The following is a 15,004-nucleotide window of genomic DNA, read 5'->3' as shown; positions in this document are numbered from 1 at the left end:
TAGGGGCCCGGCGCCCGCCCCGCGTACGCCGCGAGATCGCACGCGGCGTACGCGGGGCGGGCCCGCGAGGTGGGGGGGAAGCTCCTGGCAGAGCACTCAGAATTTGACGTCCGAGCATGCGTAGAAGGCGTTCGCCGTGTCCGCGATCGTCCAGACCGCGACGATCACGTGGTGCCCGCTGCGCCCGCCGGGGATGGTGCCGCTGTGCGAGAGGGTCGCGGGGGGCTGCTGACTGTTGTACGGAACGCTGAGGAACGGCGTGGTGTCCAGAGCGGCCCTGGTCACCGGCTTGCTGTCGTCCCAACCCTGCTTGGTGATGTAGTACTTGAAGTCCGTGGTGCGGTGGCGCGCGGTGAACTGCCAGCGGAACGTGTAGTTCTGGCCGCCGCTCACCGAAGTCGTGGGCCAGGCCCCGCCTGCTGGTGTCCGGGGTGAGTTGAGCTGGTTGAAGCCGGCTATGCCCGCCGAACAGATCTTGCCGTCCGCGGGGCCGCCCGCCGGGAAGCCCTTGGGGCCCTCGACGCTCTGCGGTTCGTACTGAATGGAACCGCAGTTGGTCACCACACCCTTGGCGCAGTTGATCTGACGGCTGGCCGGCAGATCCGTGTAACCGTGGCTGCTGGCGCCACCGGCGGAGAGCGCGAACGCGCCGACCGTGGTGAGGCCGACCATGGCCGCGTACATCTTCTTGTTTCGCATGTGCCGCTCCTGACCGAACGTGGGGGTTCCGTGGGACGTGCGCGCACTGCGGTCTAGACCAAGTCTCAGATTATTGGCGTTAGTTGAACATGTCCATACCAAGCGGGGAGGGGATCGCGCCGCCTCGTCCGGTGGGTTTCGGCGGGTGTTCACCGTGGGGCGCGGCTGCCCTGCGGGGGGCTGGGGGCCTTGCCGGGGGCCCGCGGGGGCCTTGCCGGAACCCGGGGCTTGCGGGGGCCTTGCCGGGAGCTTGCCGGAACCGTGCCGGGGCCTGCGGGGGTGTGCCGGGGCCTTGGCGGGGCTTGCTGAAACCTCCCGGCGCTTACCGGCGCCTACCGGTGCTCTCCGTGGCCCGTGTAGAACGCCACCGTCAGGTCCTTCACCAGCGCCTTGCGCTCGTAGTCGTCCAGCTCCACGAGGCCCCTCGTGGTCAGCCGCGTCACGGTGTCCTCGACCGAGTCGACCACGGAGGTCAGGACGGTGTCGCGGTGCCGCGCGTCGAGCGCCGCGACCCGGCGGCGCTGCATCGCGGCGGCCAGCTCGGGCGCGTACTCGATGCGGGTCGGCTGGGCCGAGAAGACCTCGATACCGACCGCCTCCGCGTCGGCCGCGAGCGTCCGGGTCAGGGCCGCGGCGACGGCGTCGGCGTCGCGCAAGGTGGGGGCGTCGGTCGGGGTGGAGGCGGCGCCCGTGCCGGGGGCGTCGCCCGTGCCGGGGGCGTCGTCGTGGAACGCGTCGGCGGGCAGCCGCGACAGCACGCGGGCCGTCGTCGCCTCCACGCACTCCCGCAGATACTCCTGGTGGTCCTCCACCGCGAGCGTCGCCTTCGCGGCGTCCTTGACCCGCCATACGACGAGGACGACGACGCGGAGCGCGACCCCCGCGCGGTCCACGACGGGCATCGGCTCGCTCCTCCAGTGCCGCAGGCGCACGTCGACGCGGCGGCGCAGCAGGAGGGGGTTCACCCACATGAGGCCGGTGCGGCGGACGGTACCGCGGTAACGGCCGAAGAGGCTGAGCACCCACGCCCTGCCGACTCTCCCCCGCGCCAGCCCGCCGAACCCGAAGAGGGCGAGCGCCCCCGACGCGGCGAGCGAGGCCCACTGGGCGGCTCCGAGCCCGACACCCCCGTATCCGTACCCGTACGCGCCCGGGTACGCGTACGGGTACCCGACCCCGTACCCGGGCGGCGCGGCCATCCGCAGCAAGGGCTCGGGCAGCGCCCCCGCCCACCACAGCGAGAGCGCACACCCGGCGGCGCCCACGCACCCGCCGAGCACCCCGGCGAGGCCGGGCAGCACCCGGGCCCCCCGCTCGACGAGAGCGGGGTCGACTTCGGGTACGGGGTGAGCCGCGGCCTCGGCGGGGGCGGCGAGCACGGCGGGTGCGGTCGCGGGCCCGGTAGCGGTCGCGGGCCGTTGCGTCGCGCGGGGCTGCTCTCCCGTGCCCTGTCTGCGCCGCACCACGGCGGGCGGCAGGGGCACGCCCGCCGCGTCGTCCGGGTCGTCACGGAAGAGGAGGTGGACGGGGATCTCTGTGGTGGCCTCGCTCTGGATCACCCGCGGCGGCCGCGCGGCGGCCGGCTCGGGCGCCCCGCCGGGCTGCGGGGACTGTGGCTGTGAAGCTGCCGTCGCACTCATCCGTGCCTCCGCCTCATTCGTGCTTCCGCCTCATTCGTAACTTGGTCTCATTCGTGGCTCGGTCTCATGCGTGACTCGGCCTCGCTCGTGCCTCGATCTCACTCGTGCACCACCCCCGCGCCCCCCACGCCCGCACACCCGCACACCCCCACACCCGCACCACACCCAGCCACCCCCTCACCGGAACAACCGCCGCCACGTCTCCGGCCCCGGATAGCCGTCCGCCGCCGCGCCCCGCCAGCCCTGGGCGCGCTGGAACGCCTCCACGTTTCGGCGGTCGCTCTCGGTCCAGCGCGGGCCGGGGCCCCGCGCGTAGTGCTCGCCGAAACCCTTCCTCACCAGTTGTCTGCCGAGGCGCTCGATCGCCGGGTGCGACTGGCCGGGGCGGAAGACACCCCGGCCGGGGTAGCCGGGCGCCCCCTGTTCGGCGCCCGTCGCAGGGCCCGCGCCGGGGCCCGTGCCGGCCCGGGGGATGTTCCGCCCCGTCCCCTTCATCAGGTACGACCACGTCGTCGGGCCCGGCAGGCCGTCCGCGGCGGTGCCCCGCCAGCCCTGCGCCAGCTGGAACGCCTGTGTGGCCCTGCGGTCCGCGTCCGTCCAGAGCGGTCCCGGGCCCGTCCGGTAGAAGCGCTTGCCGCCGCGGGCGATCAGGGCCTTGCCGAGCTGCGTCACGTACTTGTTGTTCGCCCCGGGGCCAAAGGACCGCGCCCCCGGATACCGCGTCACCGAGGAGCCCGAGCCGGCGACGGGCGCGTCCTCCACTCCCTTGAAGCGATAGGCCACATAGCGGTCCGCATTCTCCCGGTAGGGATAGGGAGTCGCCTGTTTGCGGGCATGCGGGGGAGCCTGTTCGTACGCCATGTATTGCGCGCGCGTGGAGTCCGTCCAGCCCCCGAAAATCGTCACGTGCGATCCCTTGGTGGGGTTAGCCGGATTATGGAAGAGGAGAATGTCGCCGGGCTCCAGCTGGTCCTTGGTAATGGGCACCCCGTACTTGTCGAGGCTGCCCGTCCATTCGTTGCCGGACAGGTTCCAGGCCATCGAGACAAAGCCCGAGCAGTCCTGCCGGTAACCGTCGGTCCAGTACTTCTCCATGCTGTACGGCACCTTCGCGGTGATCCACGTCATGGCCCGCTCGATGATCGCCGTCCGGGTGATGGAGCGGTACGTCGAGGCCGCCGGGACGCCCGCGCCGCCGTGCAGCGGGCTCGCGCTGCCCTGCGGCGTGCCCGGCCCGTCGCTCGCCGGGCGAGGATCGGCCCGCCGGGCCGCCGAATGGCCCCCCACCTCGACCGAAGCGACTCCCCCCGAAGCCACCCCGGACGAATTCACCCCAGCCGAAGCCACCCCGGCAGAAGCAACCCCACCCGGCGCCACACCGCCCGCGGCCACCGCCGGCAGGCTCTGTCCGCCGAGCACCGTCCCGGCCGCCGCCGCGAGGACCAGGGCGCGGCGCGTGCCGTGCGCCGCCGGATGGCCCCCGAGGCGCAACGGCAGCGCGTGCGCCATCGAGCGCCGCCAGTGAATACAGCCGGGGCAGTCACAGTCGCTCTCGGGGTCGAATTCCTCGAATACCGGAGCGTCCTCCATGCGATTCCCCTCACACCCCTGAAAAGAAAGTCCGCGCATCTGCACGTCCGTCAGTTTCTCAACTGTCCGGTGATACCGCATGTTGACGGTCCGAATGATGTATCCGGCCCCCGCGGCACCTCACGGCGCGCGCCCCGCAAGGCCCGGTCGGCGCCCGGCGGGCGCCCCGGTCGGCGCTCGGTGGTCAGGGGCACCCCCGGACATCCGGTAGAGTTATCCAGGTCAGCACGCGCCGCTAGCTCAGTTGGTTAGAGCAGCTGACTCTTAATCAGCGGGTCCGGGGTTCGAGTCCCTGGCGGCGCACAGACAGCGAAGGCCCTCCGTTCACGCGGGGGGCCTTCGTCGTGCGTACTCGGGGCCTTCGTCGTACTCGCACAGGCCCCTTCGTCACGCTCACGCAAGGTCGACGTACCACTACGGTTGCGCCATGGCGCGCGACATCCAGGAGCGGATCAAGAAGCTCATCATCGATTCCCGGCTGCCCTCCGGGGCCTCGCTCCCCACCGAGCCAGAGCTGATGGAGCGCCTGGGTGTCAGCAGGAACTCCGTGCGGGAGGCGCTGAAGGCGCTCCAGGCCATGGGGATCGTGGAGATCCGGCACGGTTTCGGTACGTACGTCGGTCCGATGTCGGTCGCGCCGATGATCGAGGGCCTCACCTTCCGCACCGTCGCCGGCCACTACCGCGGCGAGGACAGCCTGCTCCAGCTCCTGGAGCTGCGCGAAGCGGTGGAGACCGGGCTGATCGCGCGCCTCGCCGGCCGGGTCCCGGAGGCCGACCTCGCCGAGCTGGACGCCCTGGTGGACCGCATGGACGCCGAGGCCGCCTCCGCGGACGGCGCCGTGCGCGCCGAGACCGACCGCGCGTTTCACGCCGCGCTCTACCGCGGCCTCGGCAACCTCCTCCTCGGCGAGGTCCTCGAGGCGTTCTGGGACGCCTTCCACAAGGTCCGCACCGATCTGGTGGACGTACCGCAGGATCCCAAGGTCACCTGCCGCCAGCACCGCGAGATCCTGGAGGCGGTGCGCTCGGGCGACGCCGTGCGGGCCGAGCAGGCCATACGGGAACACTTCGGCAATATTCGAACGCGTTTGGGCTCACCTGTCCCAACAGACACCTAAAATCGCTCGTATGACCGGTAAACGCCTTGTATCGCTCTTGCGATCATGCTGTAGGGCGTAGAACCCTGTCCTGGAGCCTGTGGCTCTCATGAGGCGGACGATTCCGGGCAGTTGGGGGCTCGCGCGGTCCGCGGCGGGGCAGGGATGGGGGTCCCCGTTCATGAAGTGATGTCGAGGGGGGCATCATGCAACCGGAAGGTTGCCGTCCGACGTCTAAGGGGACGGTGACCTGGCACTGATGCGTTCGTGAGGGTCGAGGGGGATCCGGGGCGGACGGAACGACCTACGAACACGCGGGCGACCGCGTGCGGGGGGATGACTCATGGCGTCGACGCCGACGGGCGCGCGGCAGAACGACCCGTCACACATGAACGGCCCGTCCCAGACGACCGGCCCGTCCCAGACGGCCGACCCGTCCCAGACGACTCAGCTGCGGGTGCCCTCGCACCGGACCGGCGGTTTCCGCCGGATCAAGAAGACCCTGCCGCGGTACGACTACGAGCACTACAGCCGCCTCGCCGGTCCGTTGACCCAGCCCGACCCGAGCAAGCCCTACAAGGTGCGGTACCGCTCACTGCTCTCGCAGGAGCCGCACAAGGTACGGGCCGCGCTGATGCTGGGCGCGGCCCCTCTGCTCTCACTCGTCCTGCTCGGCTGGCTGCTCCAGCCCGAGCACTGGACGGAGCGGGACTACGTCGCGAACGACTGGCTGCCGGTACTCGACGTCGTCATGCTCGTCTCGATCGGCCTGATCGAGTTCTTCCGCTGTATGAACGTGCTCTCCAACGCGCACGCGACGCTGGTGGCCCGTGACCCGATACCCGTGGTGCCCGAGACCGGCACCAGGGTCGCCTTCCTCACCTCGTTCGTGCCCGGCAAGGAGCCGATCGAGATGGTGACGAAGACGCTGGAGGCCGCGGTCAAGATCCGTCACCGCGGTCTGATGCACGTCTGGCTCCTCGACGAGGGTGACGACCCGGAGGTCAAGGAGGTCTGCCTGCGGCTCGGCGTCCACCACTTCTCCCGCAAGGGCGTCGCGAAGTGGAACATGGCCAAGGGCCCGCACCGCGCCAAGACCAAGCACGGCAACTACAACGCCTGGCTGGACGCGCACGGCGACGACTACGACTACTTCGCCTCCGTGGACACCGACCACATCCCGATGCCGAACTACCTGGAGCGGATGCTCGGCTTCTTCCGGGACGAGAACGTGGGCTTCGTGATCGGCCCGCAGGTCTACGGCAACTACGACAACTTCGTCACCAAGGCCGCCGAGTCGCAGCAGTTCCTCTTCCACGCGCTGATCCAGCGGGCGGGCAACGCCTACGGCGCGCCGATGTTCGTCGGTACGAGCAACGCCGTGCGCATCAAGGCCCTCAAGCAGATCGGCGGTCTGTACGACTCGATCACCGAGGACATGGCGACGGGCTTCGAGATCCACCGGGCGACGAACCCCGGGACCGGCAAGAAGTGGAAGTCGGTCTACACCCCGGACGTGCTCGCGGTCGGCGAGGGCCCCAACGCCTGGACGGACTTCTTCACCCAGCAGCTGCGCTGGTCGCGCGGGACGTACGAGACGATCCTCAAGCAGTTCTGGAAGGCACCGTTCTCGCTGCCCCCCGGCCGTCTCTTCAACTACACGATGATGGTCATCTTCTACCCGATGTCCGCCATGAACTGGATCCTGGCCGCGCTGAGCTGCGCCCTGTTCCTGGGTCTCGGGGCGTCCGGCGTGAACATCGACCCGACCATCTGGCTGATGCTGTACGGCAACGCCTCCGCGCTCCAGATCGGCCTCTACATCTGGAACCGCCGGCACAACGTCTCCCCGCACGAGCCCGAGGGTTCCGGCGGCGTGGCGGGCATGGTGATGTCGGCGCTCTCGGCGCCGATCTACGCGCGCTCACTGCTCGACGCCGCCCTGCGCCGCAAGAGCAAATTCGTGGTGACGCCCAAGGGAGACTCGGCGAGCCCGGACACGCTGTTCGGGACGTTCCGGATCCACCTGTTCTTCATCCTGGTCTTCGGCGGCTCGATGGCCGCCGCCTTCGTGTACGACCATGCCCACCCCGCGATGATCACCTGGGCGACGTTCGCCCTGCTGATCACGGCGGCGCCGATCTTCGCGTGGCGCTGGGGCATGCGCCAGGACAGGAAGAAGCCCAAGCCGCCGGTGCCGGACGTGGTGGTTCCCCACCAGCGTGACGCCACGGCGCCACTGCCGCACGCGTCACACGCGCCGCACGCACCGCATGCCCCGCACGCACCGCATGCCCCGCACGCACCGCATGCCCCGCACGCACCGCATGCCCCGCAGCACAAGCCCAGCTGGGCGGCGGCGCCCGATCAGACCATGCAGATTTCCCTTGGGGGACGTAAGAAATGAACGACCGTTCCAGCCGCCGCCGCGCCCGCCGCATCGCGATAGGCGCGGCGGTCGTCCTCGCGCTGGCGGGGATGAACGGACCGTGGCTGTGGCGCGTGGGCTCCGAGAAGTACCACGACTACAAGATCAACAGGCCGGAGTACAAGGCGGACAACGGCCACTGGCAAGTCATCGACTTCCCCGAGGAGTACCGCCAGAACACGATCCACGCGGCGCTCCTGCACACGGGCAAGGTGCTGCTGGTCGCCGGGTCGGGCAACAACCAGAAGAACTTCGACAAGAAGAAGTTCGACACCCGCCTGTGGGACCCGGTGAAGGGGACCATCAAGAAGATCCCGACGCCCACCGACCTGTTCTGCACGGGCCACACCCAGCTGGGCAACGGCAATCTGCTCATCGCGGGCGGCACCCAGCGCTACGAGAAGCTGAAGGGCGACATCACCAAGGCCGGCGGCCTGATGATCGTCCACAACGAGGACCCGGACGAGCCGAAGACGATCCCGGCGGGCACGAAGTTCACGGGCAAGAAGAACGGCAAGACGTTCGTCTCCCAGGACAGCGTCCTGGTGGAGAAGGCGAAGAAGGTCTTCGACAAGCGGACCGGCCGGTTCCTGCGCACTGAAGCGGGCCTCGGCCGTGTCTACGTGGAGGCGGCCAAGAGCGGCGCCAAGTACGAGACGGGCACCCAGGACAACTACCGCGTCCAGGGCCTGAAGGGCTCCGACACCCGCAACGTCTACGGCATGGCGCAGAAGCTCGCCCTGGACAAGAAGGACTTCCAGGGGATCAAGGACAGCTTCGAGTTCGACCCGGTCGCCGAGCGGTACATCAAGGTCGACCCGATGAACGAGGCGCGCTGGTACCCCACGCTGACCACGCTCACCGACGGCAGGATCCTCTCCACCTCGGGCCTGGACGAGATCGGCCAGCTGGTGCCGGGCAAGAACGAGGTGTACGACCCGAAGACGAAGAAGTGGACGTACACGAAGGGGATCCGCCAGTTCCCGACGTATCCGGCGATCTTCCAGATGGCCGACGGCAAGCTCTTCTACTCCGGTTCGAACGCGGGCTACGGCCCCGACGACGTGGGCCGCAAGCCAGGCATCTGGGATCTCAAAACCAACAAGTGGCAGGGCATCCCGGGCCTGAGCGACCAGAAGCTCCTGGAGACGTCCGGCACGGTCGAGCTGCCGCCCGCCCAGGACCAGAAGTACATGGTGGTCGGCGGCGGCGGGGTCGGCGAGTCCAAGCAGTCCAGCGAGAAGACCCGCATCGTCGACCTGAAGGCGGACGAGCCGAGGTTCGTCGACGGCCCCCCGCTGGAGAAGGGCACCCGCTATCCGCAGATCTCGACGCTGCCGGACGACACCGTGCTGATCTCCGGCGGCTCCGAGGACTACCGCGGGCGCAGCGACTCCAACATCCACCAGGCGCGGATCTACGACGCCAAGACGGGCGACATGCGGCGGGTGGCCGACCCCGAGGTGGGCCGCAACTACCACTCCGGGTCCATCCTGCTGCCCGACGGCCGCGTGATGTTCTTCGGCTCCGACTCGCTCTACGCCGACAAGGCCAACACCAAGCCGGGCGTGTTCGAGCAGCGCATCGAGATCTACACGCCGCCGTACCTCTTCCACGGCTCGCGGCCGGCGCTCGGCAAGGGCCCGAAGACCATCGAGCGGGGCGAGTCGGGGACCTTCCCGACCAAGCACTCCTCGGCCATCAAGGCGGCCCGCCTCATCCGGCCGAGCGCGTCCACGCACGTCACGGACATCGACCAGACGTCGATCGCGCTCGACCTGAAGAAGGAGAAGGGTTCCGTCACCGTGACGGTCCCGAAGAACCGGAGCCTGGTCGAGTCGGGGTGGTACATGCTCTTCGTCACGGACGACCAGGGCACCCCCAGCGAGGCCCGCTGGGTCCACGTGCCGTAAGGACAGCCCCGTAAGCCGTAGGGACAGCCCCGTAAGGGGCGTCCCCGGCTCGTCCGGCTAGCCCGCGTTCTTGGCGAGGCCCAACGCGTACTCGGGCCACCACTCGCCGGCCTTCGGGCCGCCCCGGCACGTGCCGTCGGACTCGCCCGGGCGCTTGACCCAGAGATACGCGTCGACCAGCGGATCGTCCGTCCTGGTCGTGGGCGTCTCGCCGAGCGCCCGGCCCGGCGGGTTGCACCAGGGGTCCTTGCCCTTGGTGTACGCGCCGTTGCCGTTGCGCCCGGTGTCGATGACGAACGGCTTGTTGCCGATCTTCGCCGAGAGCTTCTTGCCGAACTCCGTACTGGCCTCGGTGGTCTGGAAGTTCGAGACGTTCACCGAGAAGCCGTCGGCCTGCTCGACGCCGGAGCGCTTCAGGGGCTCCCAGAGCGAGTCGGGGTTCTGCCAGCCCGCGTTGCCCGCGTCCAGGTACACCTTGGTGTTCTTCAGGGACTTGAGCTTCTCGATGGCGCCCTTGAGCAGGTCGTACCGCTCCTCGTGGAACTGTTCGGGCGTGCAGTTGTCCACCATGTGGAGCACCGCGTCCGGCTCCAGGATCACCGTGGTGCGGCGGTCGCCGATGCCCTTGGCGACCTGGTCGACGAACGCCCGGTACGCGTTGCCGTCGGCCGCGCCGCCGCCCGAGTACTGGCCGCAGTCGCGGTGCGGGATGTTGTAGAGGACCAACAGGGCGTCACGGTCGGCCTTCTGCGCGGCCTGGGTGAAACCGCGCGCCTGGTCCTCCGCGTTCTCCGGGACGATCCACTCGGGGACCGGCTGCTCCGCGATCTTCCGGATCAGCTCGGCGTCGTCCTTCCTGCCGTCCTTCTCATAGGCGGCGACCTGTTTGGCCGCGTTCCCCTCCGGGTTGACCCAGTACGGGTTCCGGTCCTTGGGCTGCTGCTTCACCGGCTGACCCGATGCGCCGTCCTCCGTGTCACCACCGGAGGAGGAGCACCCGGAAAGGAGCAGCGCGGCCCCCGCGAGCGCCACTCCCGTCCTCGCCCCCCTGACCGCGAAACCATGCCCGCGGCCGGTGCCTTTGCGGTACATCCACTCCCCCTTGGGTGCACTGTCCGGATATCAATCCTGACATACGCCCAGGACGTTTCGGCGAGGCCGGACCACGTCTTCCTGGGGACGCTCATTCGTCCTAGAGTCTGTTGTACGGCCCAAGCCCCCGGCCTTCGCAGCCATTCCCCCTACGCGCGGGATGGCCTGTGAACCTCCCGCGTCGGCGCCGGGTTCCTCCCGCAGCTCGTGCGCACGCGGTCGAGGAACCGGCCCGATCGGCGGCTTCGGGGGGAGCGGGCCGCCGACCGGGCCGGATGCGCCGAGCCGGGCCACCGAGTGGGACGCAGCGGGCCGGGCCCGTACCGTGGGGCCGCCGAGGGGTGTTGACAGCCCCCCTGACGTGCTGGGACTCTCCGGGACGACAAGTCCATACATCGAGGCGACGGTTGACAGGAACCCGGTGCGAATCCGGGGCGGTCCCGCCACTGTGACCCGTACGCGACCGGCGTGCGCGGAAGTCAGGAACTGAACCGTCGTCCTCCTGCCATGGGGCGTGGAAACCCCAGAAGGAGGCCCACCGGTATGTCCCTGCACTCCGCAGCTCCGCACACCGACACCACGGCGAGCCAGGCCGCCGTGACCCAGACCCGCGACTGGCTGATCGCGTCCGCCGCCGCGATCCTCGCGCTCGTCGCGCTGTACGCCGTGTTCCTCGACAACGGCACGCTGATCTCGGCCACCGGCGACTACCTCCACGAGTTCGCACACGACGGCCGGCACCTCTTCGGCGCCCCGTGCCACTGACCGGGCGGACGGACATCAGCACCATGCACTCATCCCCCGTACTCCCCCTGCTCGGACGCGGTCTGGTGGCGGGAGGAGCGGCGGGCCTCGCGGCCGGCCTCTTCTCCCTGCTGCTCGCCGAGCCCCTGATGGACCGCGCGATCCGCGCCGAGGAGAAGCGCTCGGCCGCCGAGGAGCACGCGCACGGCGCGCCGCTGGCCGCCCAGCACCACGAGGAGCTGTTCAGCCGCTCCACGCAGCACAGCGGCCTGGTGGTGGCCGCGGTCGTCGCGGGGCTCGCCCTCGGCGTCCTGTTCGCCGTCGCGTACGCGGCGGTGCACCGCCGCGATCCGCGGGCGACGCCGTGGCCGCGCGCGCTGGCCTTCTCCGCCGCGGCCTTCCTCGCCGTCTCCCTCCTGCCCGGCCTGCGCTATCCGGCGAACCCGCCGGGCGTCGGCGACGCGGGCACCGTCGGCGACCGCCAGGCGCTGTGGCTCGCCGCCGTCGTCATCGGCGTCCTCGGCATGTTCCTCGTACGCCAGGTGTACGTGCGTCTGGCCGCGCGCCCCGAACCGGTGCGGCACCTCGCGGTGGCCCTCACCGCGGTCGTCGTCCTCGCGGCACTGTTCCTGCTCCCCGACAACCCGGACCCGGTCCCGGTGGACGCGACGCTGCTGTGGAACTTCCGCATGCTGTCGCTCGGTTCGCACGCGCTGCTGTGGGCGGTGTTCGCGGCGGTCTTCGGCGCGCTGGGCCTGCGCGCCGCGCTCGGCCCGAGGGCCGAGGCCCGCACCACGGCGCCGGCCTCTACCGCCGCACTCCCGTGAGGTACGCCGAGACGATCACGTTGGCCGTGTAGGCGCGGGCGGCCCTGTCGAAGGTGCCGCCGCAGGTGATGAGGCGCAGTTCGGCGCGGCCCTCCTCGTGGGGGCCGTACGCCTTCTTCGCGTCGAAGCGGTCGCGGGTGACGACCTGGACGTCGTCGACCGTGAACTGCGCGACCGTGCCGTCGTCGCGGCTCACGTCGATCCGCTCGCCGGGGCGCATCGCGCTGAGGTCGTAGAAGACCGCGGGTTTCGTCTCCGTGTCGACGTGGCCGACGAAGAGGGCCGCGCCCGGGGCTCCGGGGCGGGTGCCGCCGCCGTACCAGCCGACGGTGTCCGGCTGCGCGTACGGCGGTGGGTCGATCGCGCCCCCGGCGTCCAGGCCGCGGGCCGCCACGGGGGCCCTGACCTCCAGGGACGGCACGTCGACGCGGTGCGGTCGCGCGGCGGGCAACGGCTCGTGCGCGGGCGGCAGTTCGACGCCGGGGTGGCGGCCGACCGCCGCCGCGTCGCCGGTCGCGGGCGCGGATATGCCGCCGCGCAGCTCCGCGGTCTCGGTGCCCCACAGCCCGAGACCCGTCAGGAGGGCCACCCAGGCGATGCCGGTCAGCAGACGCCCTGACCCGGTCGGGCGTGCGCCGTCGGACACCGTCTCGCCGCGCCCGTCACTCGGAGCGGCGCCGGCGGACGCTGCGGACCGCGACGGCGACCGCCGCGACCCCGGCGAGGACCAGGCCGGTCACGGCGTGCCGGGTGCCGGGGCCCGCCTCGTCGGCACCCGCGGACGCGACCGAGGTGAACTGCGCGGTGCCGCCGCCTCCTGCCCGTACCGGTGCGACCGGCTCCGGGTTGCGCTGGACCACGCGGACCGTGCCGGCGCGCTGGTGGGGGTGGCCGTCGCAGACCACGGTGACGTCGTACGACCCGGAGACCCCGCCACGGATCTTGGCCTTGCCGTGCAGCGCGTCCTTGCCGCCGCCACCCGCGGTGAGCTGGGCGTCCCCCTCGAAGGCTCCCGCCCCGGCCGACCCGGTGGTGCCCTCGCACCCGGAGACGCTCACTTCCACGGTGGCCCCGGCCGCGGCGCCGCCCGGGGTGACGGTGGCCCGCACGGCCCCGTCCTCATGGGCCCGCGCACCCCCGACGGGTACGGCGACGGCCAGCACGAGGGCCACCGCACCTCCACGAAGAGCAAGGGAACATATACGCATCGTGAACAGGAGGGCGGCAACGCGGAGCGTTGACAACCGACGACAACGCCGCAGATCGGCGTGCCAGACCCCGCGGCCCGCGGCATGATCCGCCGGACAGGCCCTAGACCCGGTCCACCAGGTCGGCGATGGAGTCCACGACGGTGGAGGGGCGGAACGGGTACTTGTCGATGTCCCGCCGGGTCGTGAGCCCCGTGAGCACCAGGAATGTCTCCATCCCCGCCTCCAGTCCGGCGAGGACATCCGTGTCCATGCGGTCGCCGATCATCGCGCTCGTCTCCGAATGCGCCCCGATCGCGTTCAGCCCCGTCCGCATCATCAGAGGGTTCGGCTTCCCGGCGAAGTAGGGGTTCTTGCCGGTCGCCTTGGTGATCAGGGCGGCGACGGCTCCCGTGGCGGGCAGCGGCCCCTCGGTGGAGGGCCCGGTCTCGTCGGGGTTGGTGCAGATGAAGCGGGCGCCGCCGTTGATGAGGCGTACGGCCTTGGTCATGGCCTCGAAGGAGTACGTACGGGTCTCGCCGAGGACCACGTAGTCCGGGTCGTGGTCGGTGAGGACGTATCCGATGTCGTGCAGGGCCGTGGTCAGGCCCGCCTCGCCGATGACGTACGCCGTGCCGCCGGGCCGCTGGTCGTCGAGGAACTTGGCAGTGGCGAGCGCGGAGGTCCAGATGTTCTCGACGGGCACTTCGAGGCCCATGCGGGTCAGCCGGGCCTGGAGGTCGCGCGCGGTGTAGATGGAGTTGTTGGTGAGCACCAGGAAGGGGTTGCCGGAATCGCGCAGCTTCTTGATGAACGCGTCGGCACCGGGGATCGGGACGCCCTCGTGGATCAGCACGCCGTCCATGTCGGTGAGCCACGATTCGATGGGCTTGCGCTCTGCCATGGGGTGCACTCCTGCGGTGAACGGGTTGGCTGGGGCGCCGGGACAGCGCTGTGCCGACGCCCCCACCCTAAACAGGAAGCCGTGATCTTGACCCCATCGGTCCGTCGGCTGCCCGTCGCGGACTTCCAGTCCTCCCCGTACGTCCGCGGGTTCTCGGAGACGTCCGGGTTCGGCGGCCGGGGGCGAGGACCGGGGCGAGGCGGGTCAACGGCCGGCGCGGAGACGCCGGTAGCGGGTCAGGAGGGCTGCGCCGCCGACGAGGAGGCTACCGGCGACGGCCCCCAGGCCGAGCAGGGTGGCCCCGCCCGTCTGCGCCAGTTGTTCGATCGGCTCGGGCCGGCCGGTGCCGGGCGGCCTCTCGGGGGCGTGGGGCGCGATGGCGAAGGCGTAGTCGTTGGAATCGCCGACCCACTCGCCGTCGTCATCCCTGCGCTGCACGAGCGCGGCGGACGCCACGACGCGGGTGGGCCGGGTGCCGGCGGCGAAGGCGAGCCGGACCTTGACGGTGAGGGTCCTGCCGGGGCCGACCGAGAAGCCGGGGAAGCCGTCGTCGAAGACGCCGATGTGCTCGTCCTGGTCGGTCTCCTCGAACGGCACGGCCCGCCAGCGCGTCCCGTCGTGGAACTCCAGCCGGATCTGCTCCGACCGCAGCGGCTGCCGCTGGTCGACGAGGACGAGGATCGGATGGATGCCGGCGCAGGGCTCGCCGGTGGCGTTGGTGAGGTCGATCGCCCAGTCCTGCGGCCCCGCGCCAGGACGGTAGGCGGCGGGGCCCTGGTGGATCCGGGTGTCGATGGGGAAGGCGGCGCTGTCGGCGGTGGCGCAGGTGGGCGGGTCGAGGGGAGCGGGGCGCTGCTGGCGTTGCTGACGGGCCTGGGGGG

At 70.8% G+C, this 15,004-nt stretch carries 13 protein-coding genes, 1 tRNA gene and 1 riboswitch; of the genes, 6 read left to right on the top strand and 8 right to left on the bottom strand.

Features of this window, described 5'->3' with window-relative positions; translation table 11 throughout:
- Positions 1-96: 96 nt before the first annotated feature.
- From IG54_RS0130800 to IG54_RS0130790, 3 genes are all read right to left on the bottom strand, one after another.
- On the bottom strand, positions 97-699 hold the full coding sequence (locus IG54_RS0130800; RefSeq protein WP_030792014.1) for a lytic polysaccharide monooxygenase auxiliary activity family 9 protein: 603 nt from the start codon (positions 697-699) through the stop codon (positions 97-99).
- Positions 700-1,031: 332 nt separating this feature from the next.
- Positions 1,032-2,339, bottom strand: a complete 1,308-nt coding sequence (locus tag IG54_RS0130795; RefSeq protein ID WP_030792011.1) for an SPFH domain-containing protein — start codon at positions 2,337-2,339, stop codon at positions 1,032-1,034.
- Positions 2,340-2,516: 177 nt separating this feature from the next.
- Positions 2,517-3,929 carry a peptidoglycan-binding protein gene (locus IG54_RS0130790; RefSeq protein WP_030792008.1) on the bottom strand — a complete coding sequence of 471 codons (1,413 nt, stop codon included), beginning with the start codon at positions 3,927-3,929 and terminating at the stop codon, positions 2,517-2,519.
- A gap of 229 nt (positions 3,930-4,158) precedes the next feature.
- Here IG54_RS0130790 and IG54_RS0130785 point away from each other — a divergent pair.
- The 4 genes from IG54_RS0130785 (at position 4,159) to IG54_RS0130770 (ending at position 9,369) form a co-directional block, all read left to right on the top strand.
- Positions 4,159-4,232 (top strand) — tRNA-Lys (locus tag IG54_RS0130785).
- Positions 4,233-4,356: 124 nt separating this feature from the next.
- The gene (locus IG54_RS0130780; RefSeq protein WP_030792006.1) at positions 4,357-5,049 is read left to right on the top strand and encodes a FadR/GntR family transcriptional regulator; all 693 of its coding nucleotides are present in this window, start codon (positions 4,357-4,359) and stop codon (positions 5,047-5,049) included.
- Positions 5,050-5,371: 322 nt separating this feature from the next.
- Positions 5,372-7,435, top strand: a complete 2,064-nt coding sequence (locus tag IG54_RS0130775; RefSeq protein ID WP_030792003.1) for a glycosyltransferase family 2 protein — start codon at positions 5,372-5,374, stop codon at positions 7,433-7,435.
- On the top strand, positions 7,432-9,369 hold the full coding sequence (locus IG54_RS0130770; RefSeq protein WP_030792000.1) for a kelch motif-containing protein: 1,938 nt from the start codon (positions 7,432-7,434) through the stop codon (positions 9,367-9,369). Before IG54_RS0130775 ends, IG54_RS0130770 begins: the two co-directional genes overlap by 4 nt.
- 57 nt (positions 9,370-9,426) lie before the next feature.
- Here the strand turns inward: IG54_RS0130770 and IG54_RS0130765 are convergent, their stop codons facing one another.
- The gene (locus IG54_RS0130765; protein ID WP_030791997.1) at positions 9,427-10,461 is read right to left on the bottom strand and encodes a glycoside hydrolase family 6 protein; all 1,035 of its coding nucleotides are present in this window, start codon (positions 10,459-10,461) and stop codon (positions 9,427-9,429) included.
- A 387-nt stretch (positions 10,462-10,848) separates the two neighbouring features.
- A riboswitch (cobalamin riboswitch) is annotated at positions 10,849-10,972 on the top strand.
- 32 nt (positions 10,973-11,004) lie between these two features.
- On the opposite strand from IG54_RS0130765, the gene IG54_RS38445 reads away from it, so the two are divergent.
- Both IG54_RS38445 and IG54_RS0130755 read left to right on the top strand, forming a co-directional pair.
- A complete protein-coding gene (locus IG54_RS38445; RefSeq protein ID WP_037898044.1) occupies positions 11,005-11,226 on the top strand; it encodes a CbtB domain-containing protein in 222 nt (73 codons plus the stop codon).
- A gap of 23 nt (positions 11,227-11,249) precedes the next feature.
- Positions 11,250-12,032 (top strand): CbtA family protein, encoded by a 783-nt coding sequence (locus IG54_RS0130755; protein ID WP_030791995.1) that lies wholly within the window; start codon positions 11,250-11,252, stop codon positions 12,030-12,032.
- Here the strand turns inward: IG54_RS0130755 and IG54_RS0130750 are convergent.
- The 4 genes from IG54_RS0130750 to IG54_RS38440 all read right to left on the bottom strand — a co-directional run.
- Positions 12,013-12,678, bottom strand: a complete 666-nt coding sequence (locus tag IG54_RS0130750) for a class F sortase (protein ID WP_030791992.1) — start codon at positions 12,676-12,678, stop codon at positions 12,013-12,015. The two genes, IG54_RS0130755 and IG54_RS0130750, sit on opposite strands and share 20 nt — an antisense overlap.
- A gap of 16 nt (positions 12,679-12,694) precedes the next feature.
- Positions 12,695-13,204, bottom strand: a complete 510-nt coding sequence (locus IG54_RS0130745) for a hypothetical protein (protein ID WP_234336402.1) — start codon at positions 13,202-13,204, stop codon at positions 12,695-12,697.
- 139 nt (positions 13,205-13,343) lie between these two features.
- Complete coding sequence (locus IG54_RS0130740; protein WP_030791988.1) at positions 13,344-14,123, bottom strand: HAD-IIA family hydrolase; 780 nt, start codon at positions 14,121-14,123, stop codon at positions 13,344-13,346.
- 204 nt (positions 14,124-14,327) lie between these two features.
- On the bottom strand, positions 14,328-15,004 hold a 677-nt coding region (locus tag IG54_RS38440), incomplete at its 5' end, for a hypothetical protein (protein WP_051820179.1).

The sequence above is a fragment of the Streptomyces sp. NRRL S-920 genome, from assembly GCF_000717945.1.
Classification (GTDB): domain Bacteria; phylum Actinomycetota; class Actinomycetes; order Streptomycetales; family Streptomycetaceae; genus Streptomyces; species Streptomyces alboniger.
This window is presented reverse-complemented; position numbering and strand designations above follow the sequence as displayed.

What these genes read in the sequence shown, in the direction of transcription:
- IG54_RS0130765 (WP_030791997.1), bottom strand. Translation starts at nt 10,461, where the DNA reads ATGTACCGCAAAGGCACCGGCCGCGGGCATGGTTTCGCGGTCAGGGGG.
- IG54_RS38445 (WP_037898044.1), top strand. Translation starts at nt 11,005, where the DNA reads ATGTCCCTGCACTCCGCAGCTCCGCACACCGACACCACGGCGAGCCAG.
- IG54_RS0130800 (WP_030792014.1), bottom strand. Translation starts at nt 699, where the DNA reads ATGCGAAACAAGAAGATGTACGCGGCCATGGTCGGCCTCACCACGGTC.
- IG54_RS0130740 (WP_030791988.1), bottom strand. Translation starts at nt 14,123, where the DNA reads ATGGCAGAGCGCAAGCCCATCGAATCGTGGCTCACCGACATGGACGGC.
- IG54_RS0130780 (WP_030792006.1), top strand. Translation starts at nt 4,357, where the DNA reads ATGGCGCGCGACATCCAGGAGCGGATCAAGAAGCTCATCATCGATTCC.
- IG54_RS0130790 (WP_030792008.1), bottom strand. Translation starts at nt 3,929, where the DNA reads ATGGAGGACGCTCCGGTATTCGAGGAATTCGACCCCGAGAGCGACTGT.
- IG54_RS0130770 (WP_030792000.1), top strand. Translation starts at nt 7,432, where the DNA reads ATGAACGACCGTTCCAGCCGCCGCCGCGCCCGCCGCATCGCGATAGGC.
- IG54_RS0130755 (WP_030791995.1), top strand. Translation starts at nt 11,250, where the DNA reads ATGCACTCATCCCCCGTACTCCCCCTGCTCGGACGCGGTCTGGTGGCG.
- IG54_RS0130775 (WP_030792003.1), top strand. Translation starts at nt 5,372, where the DNA reads ATGGCGTCGACGCCGACGGGCGCGCGGCAGAACGACCCGTCACACATG.
- IG54_RS0130795 (WP_030792011.1), bottom strand. Translation starts at nt 2,339, where the DNA reads ATGAGTGCGACGGCAGCTTCACAGCCACAGTCCCCGCAGCCCGGCGGG.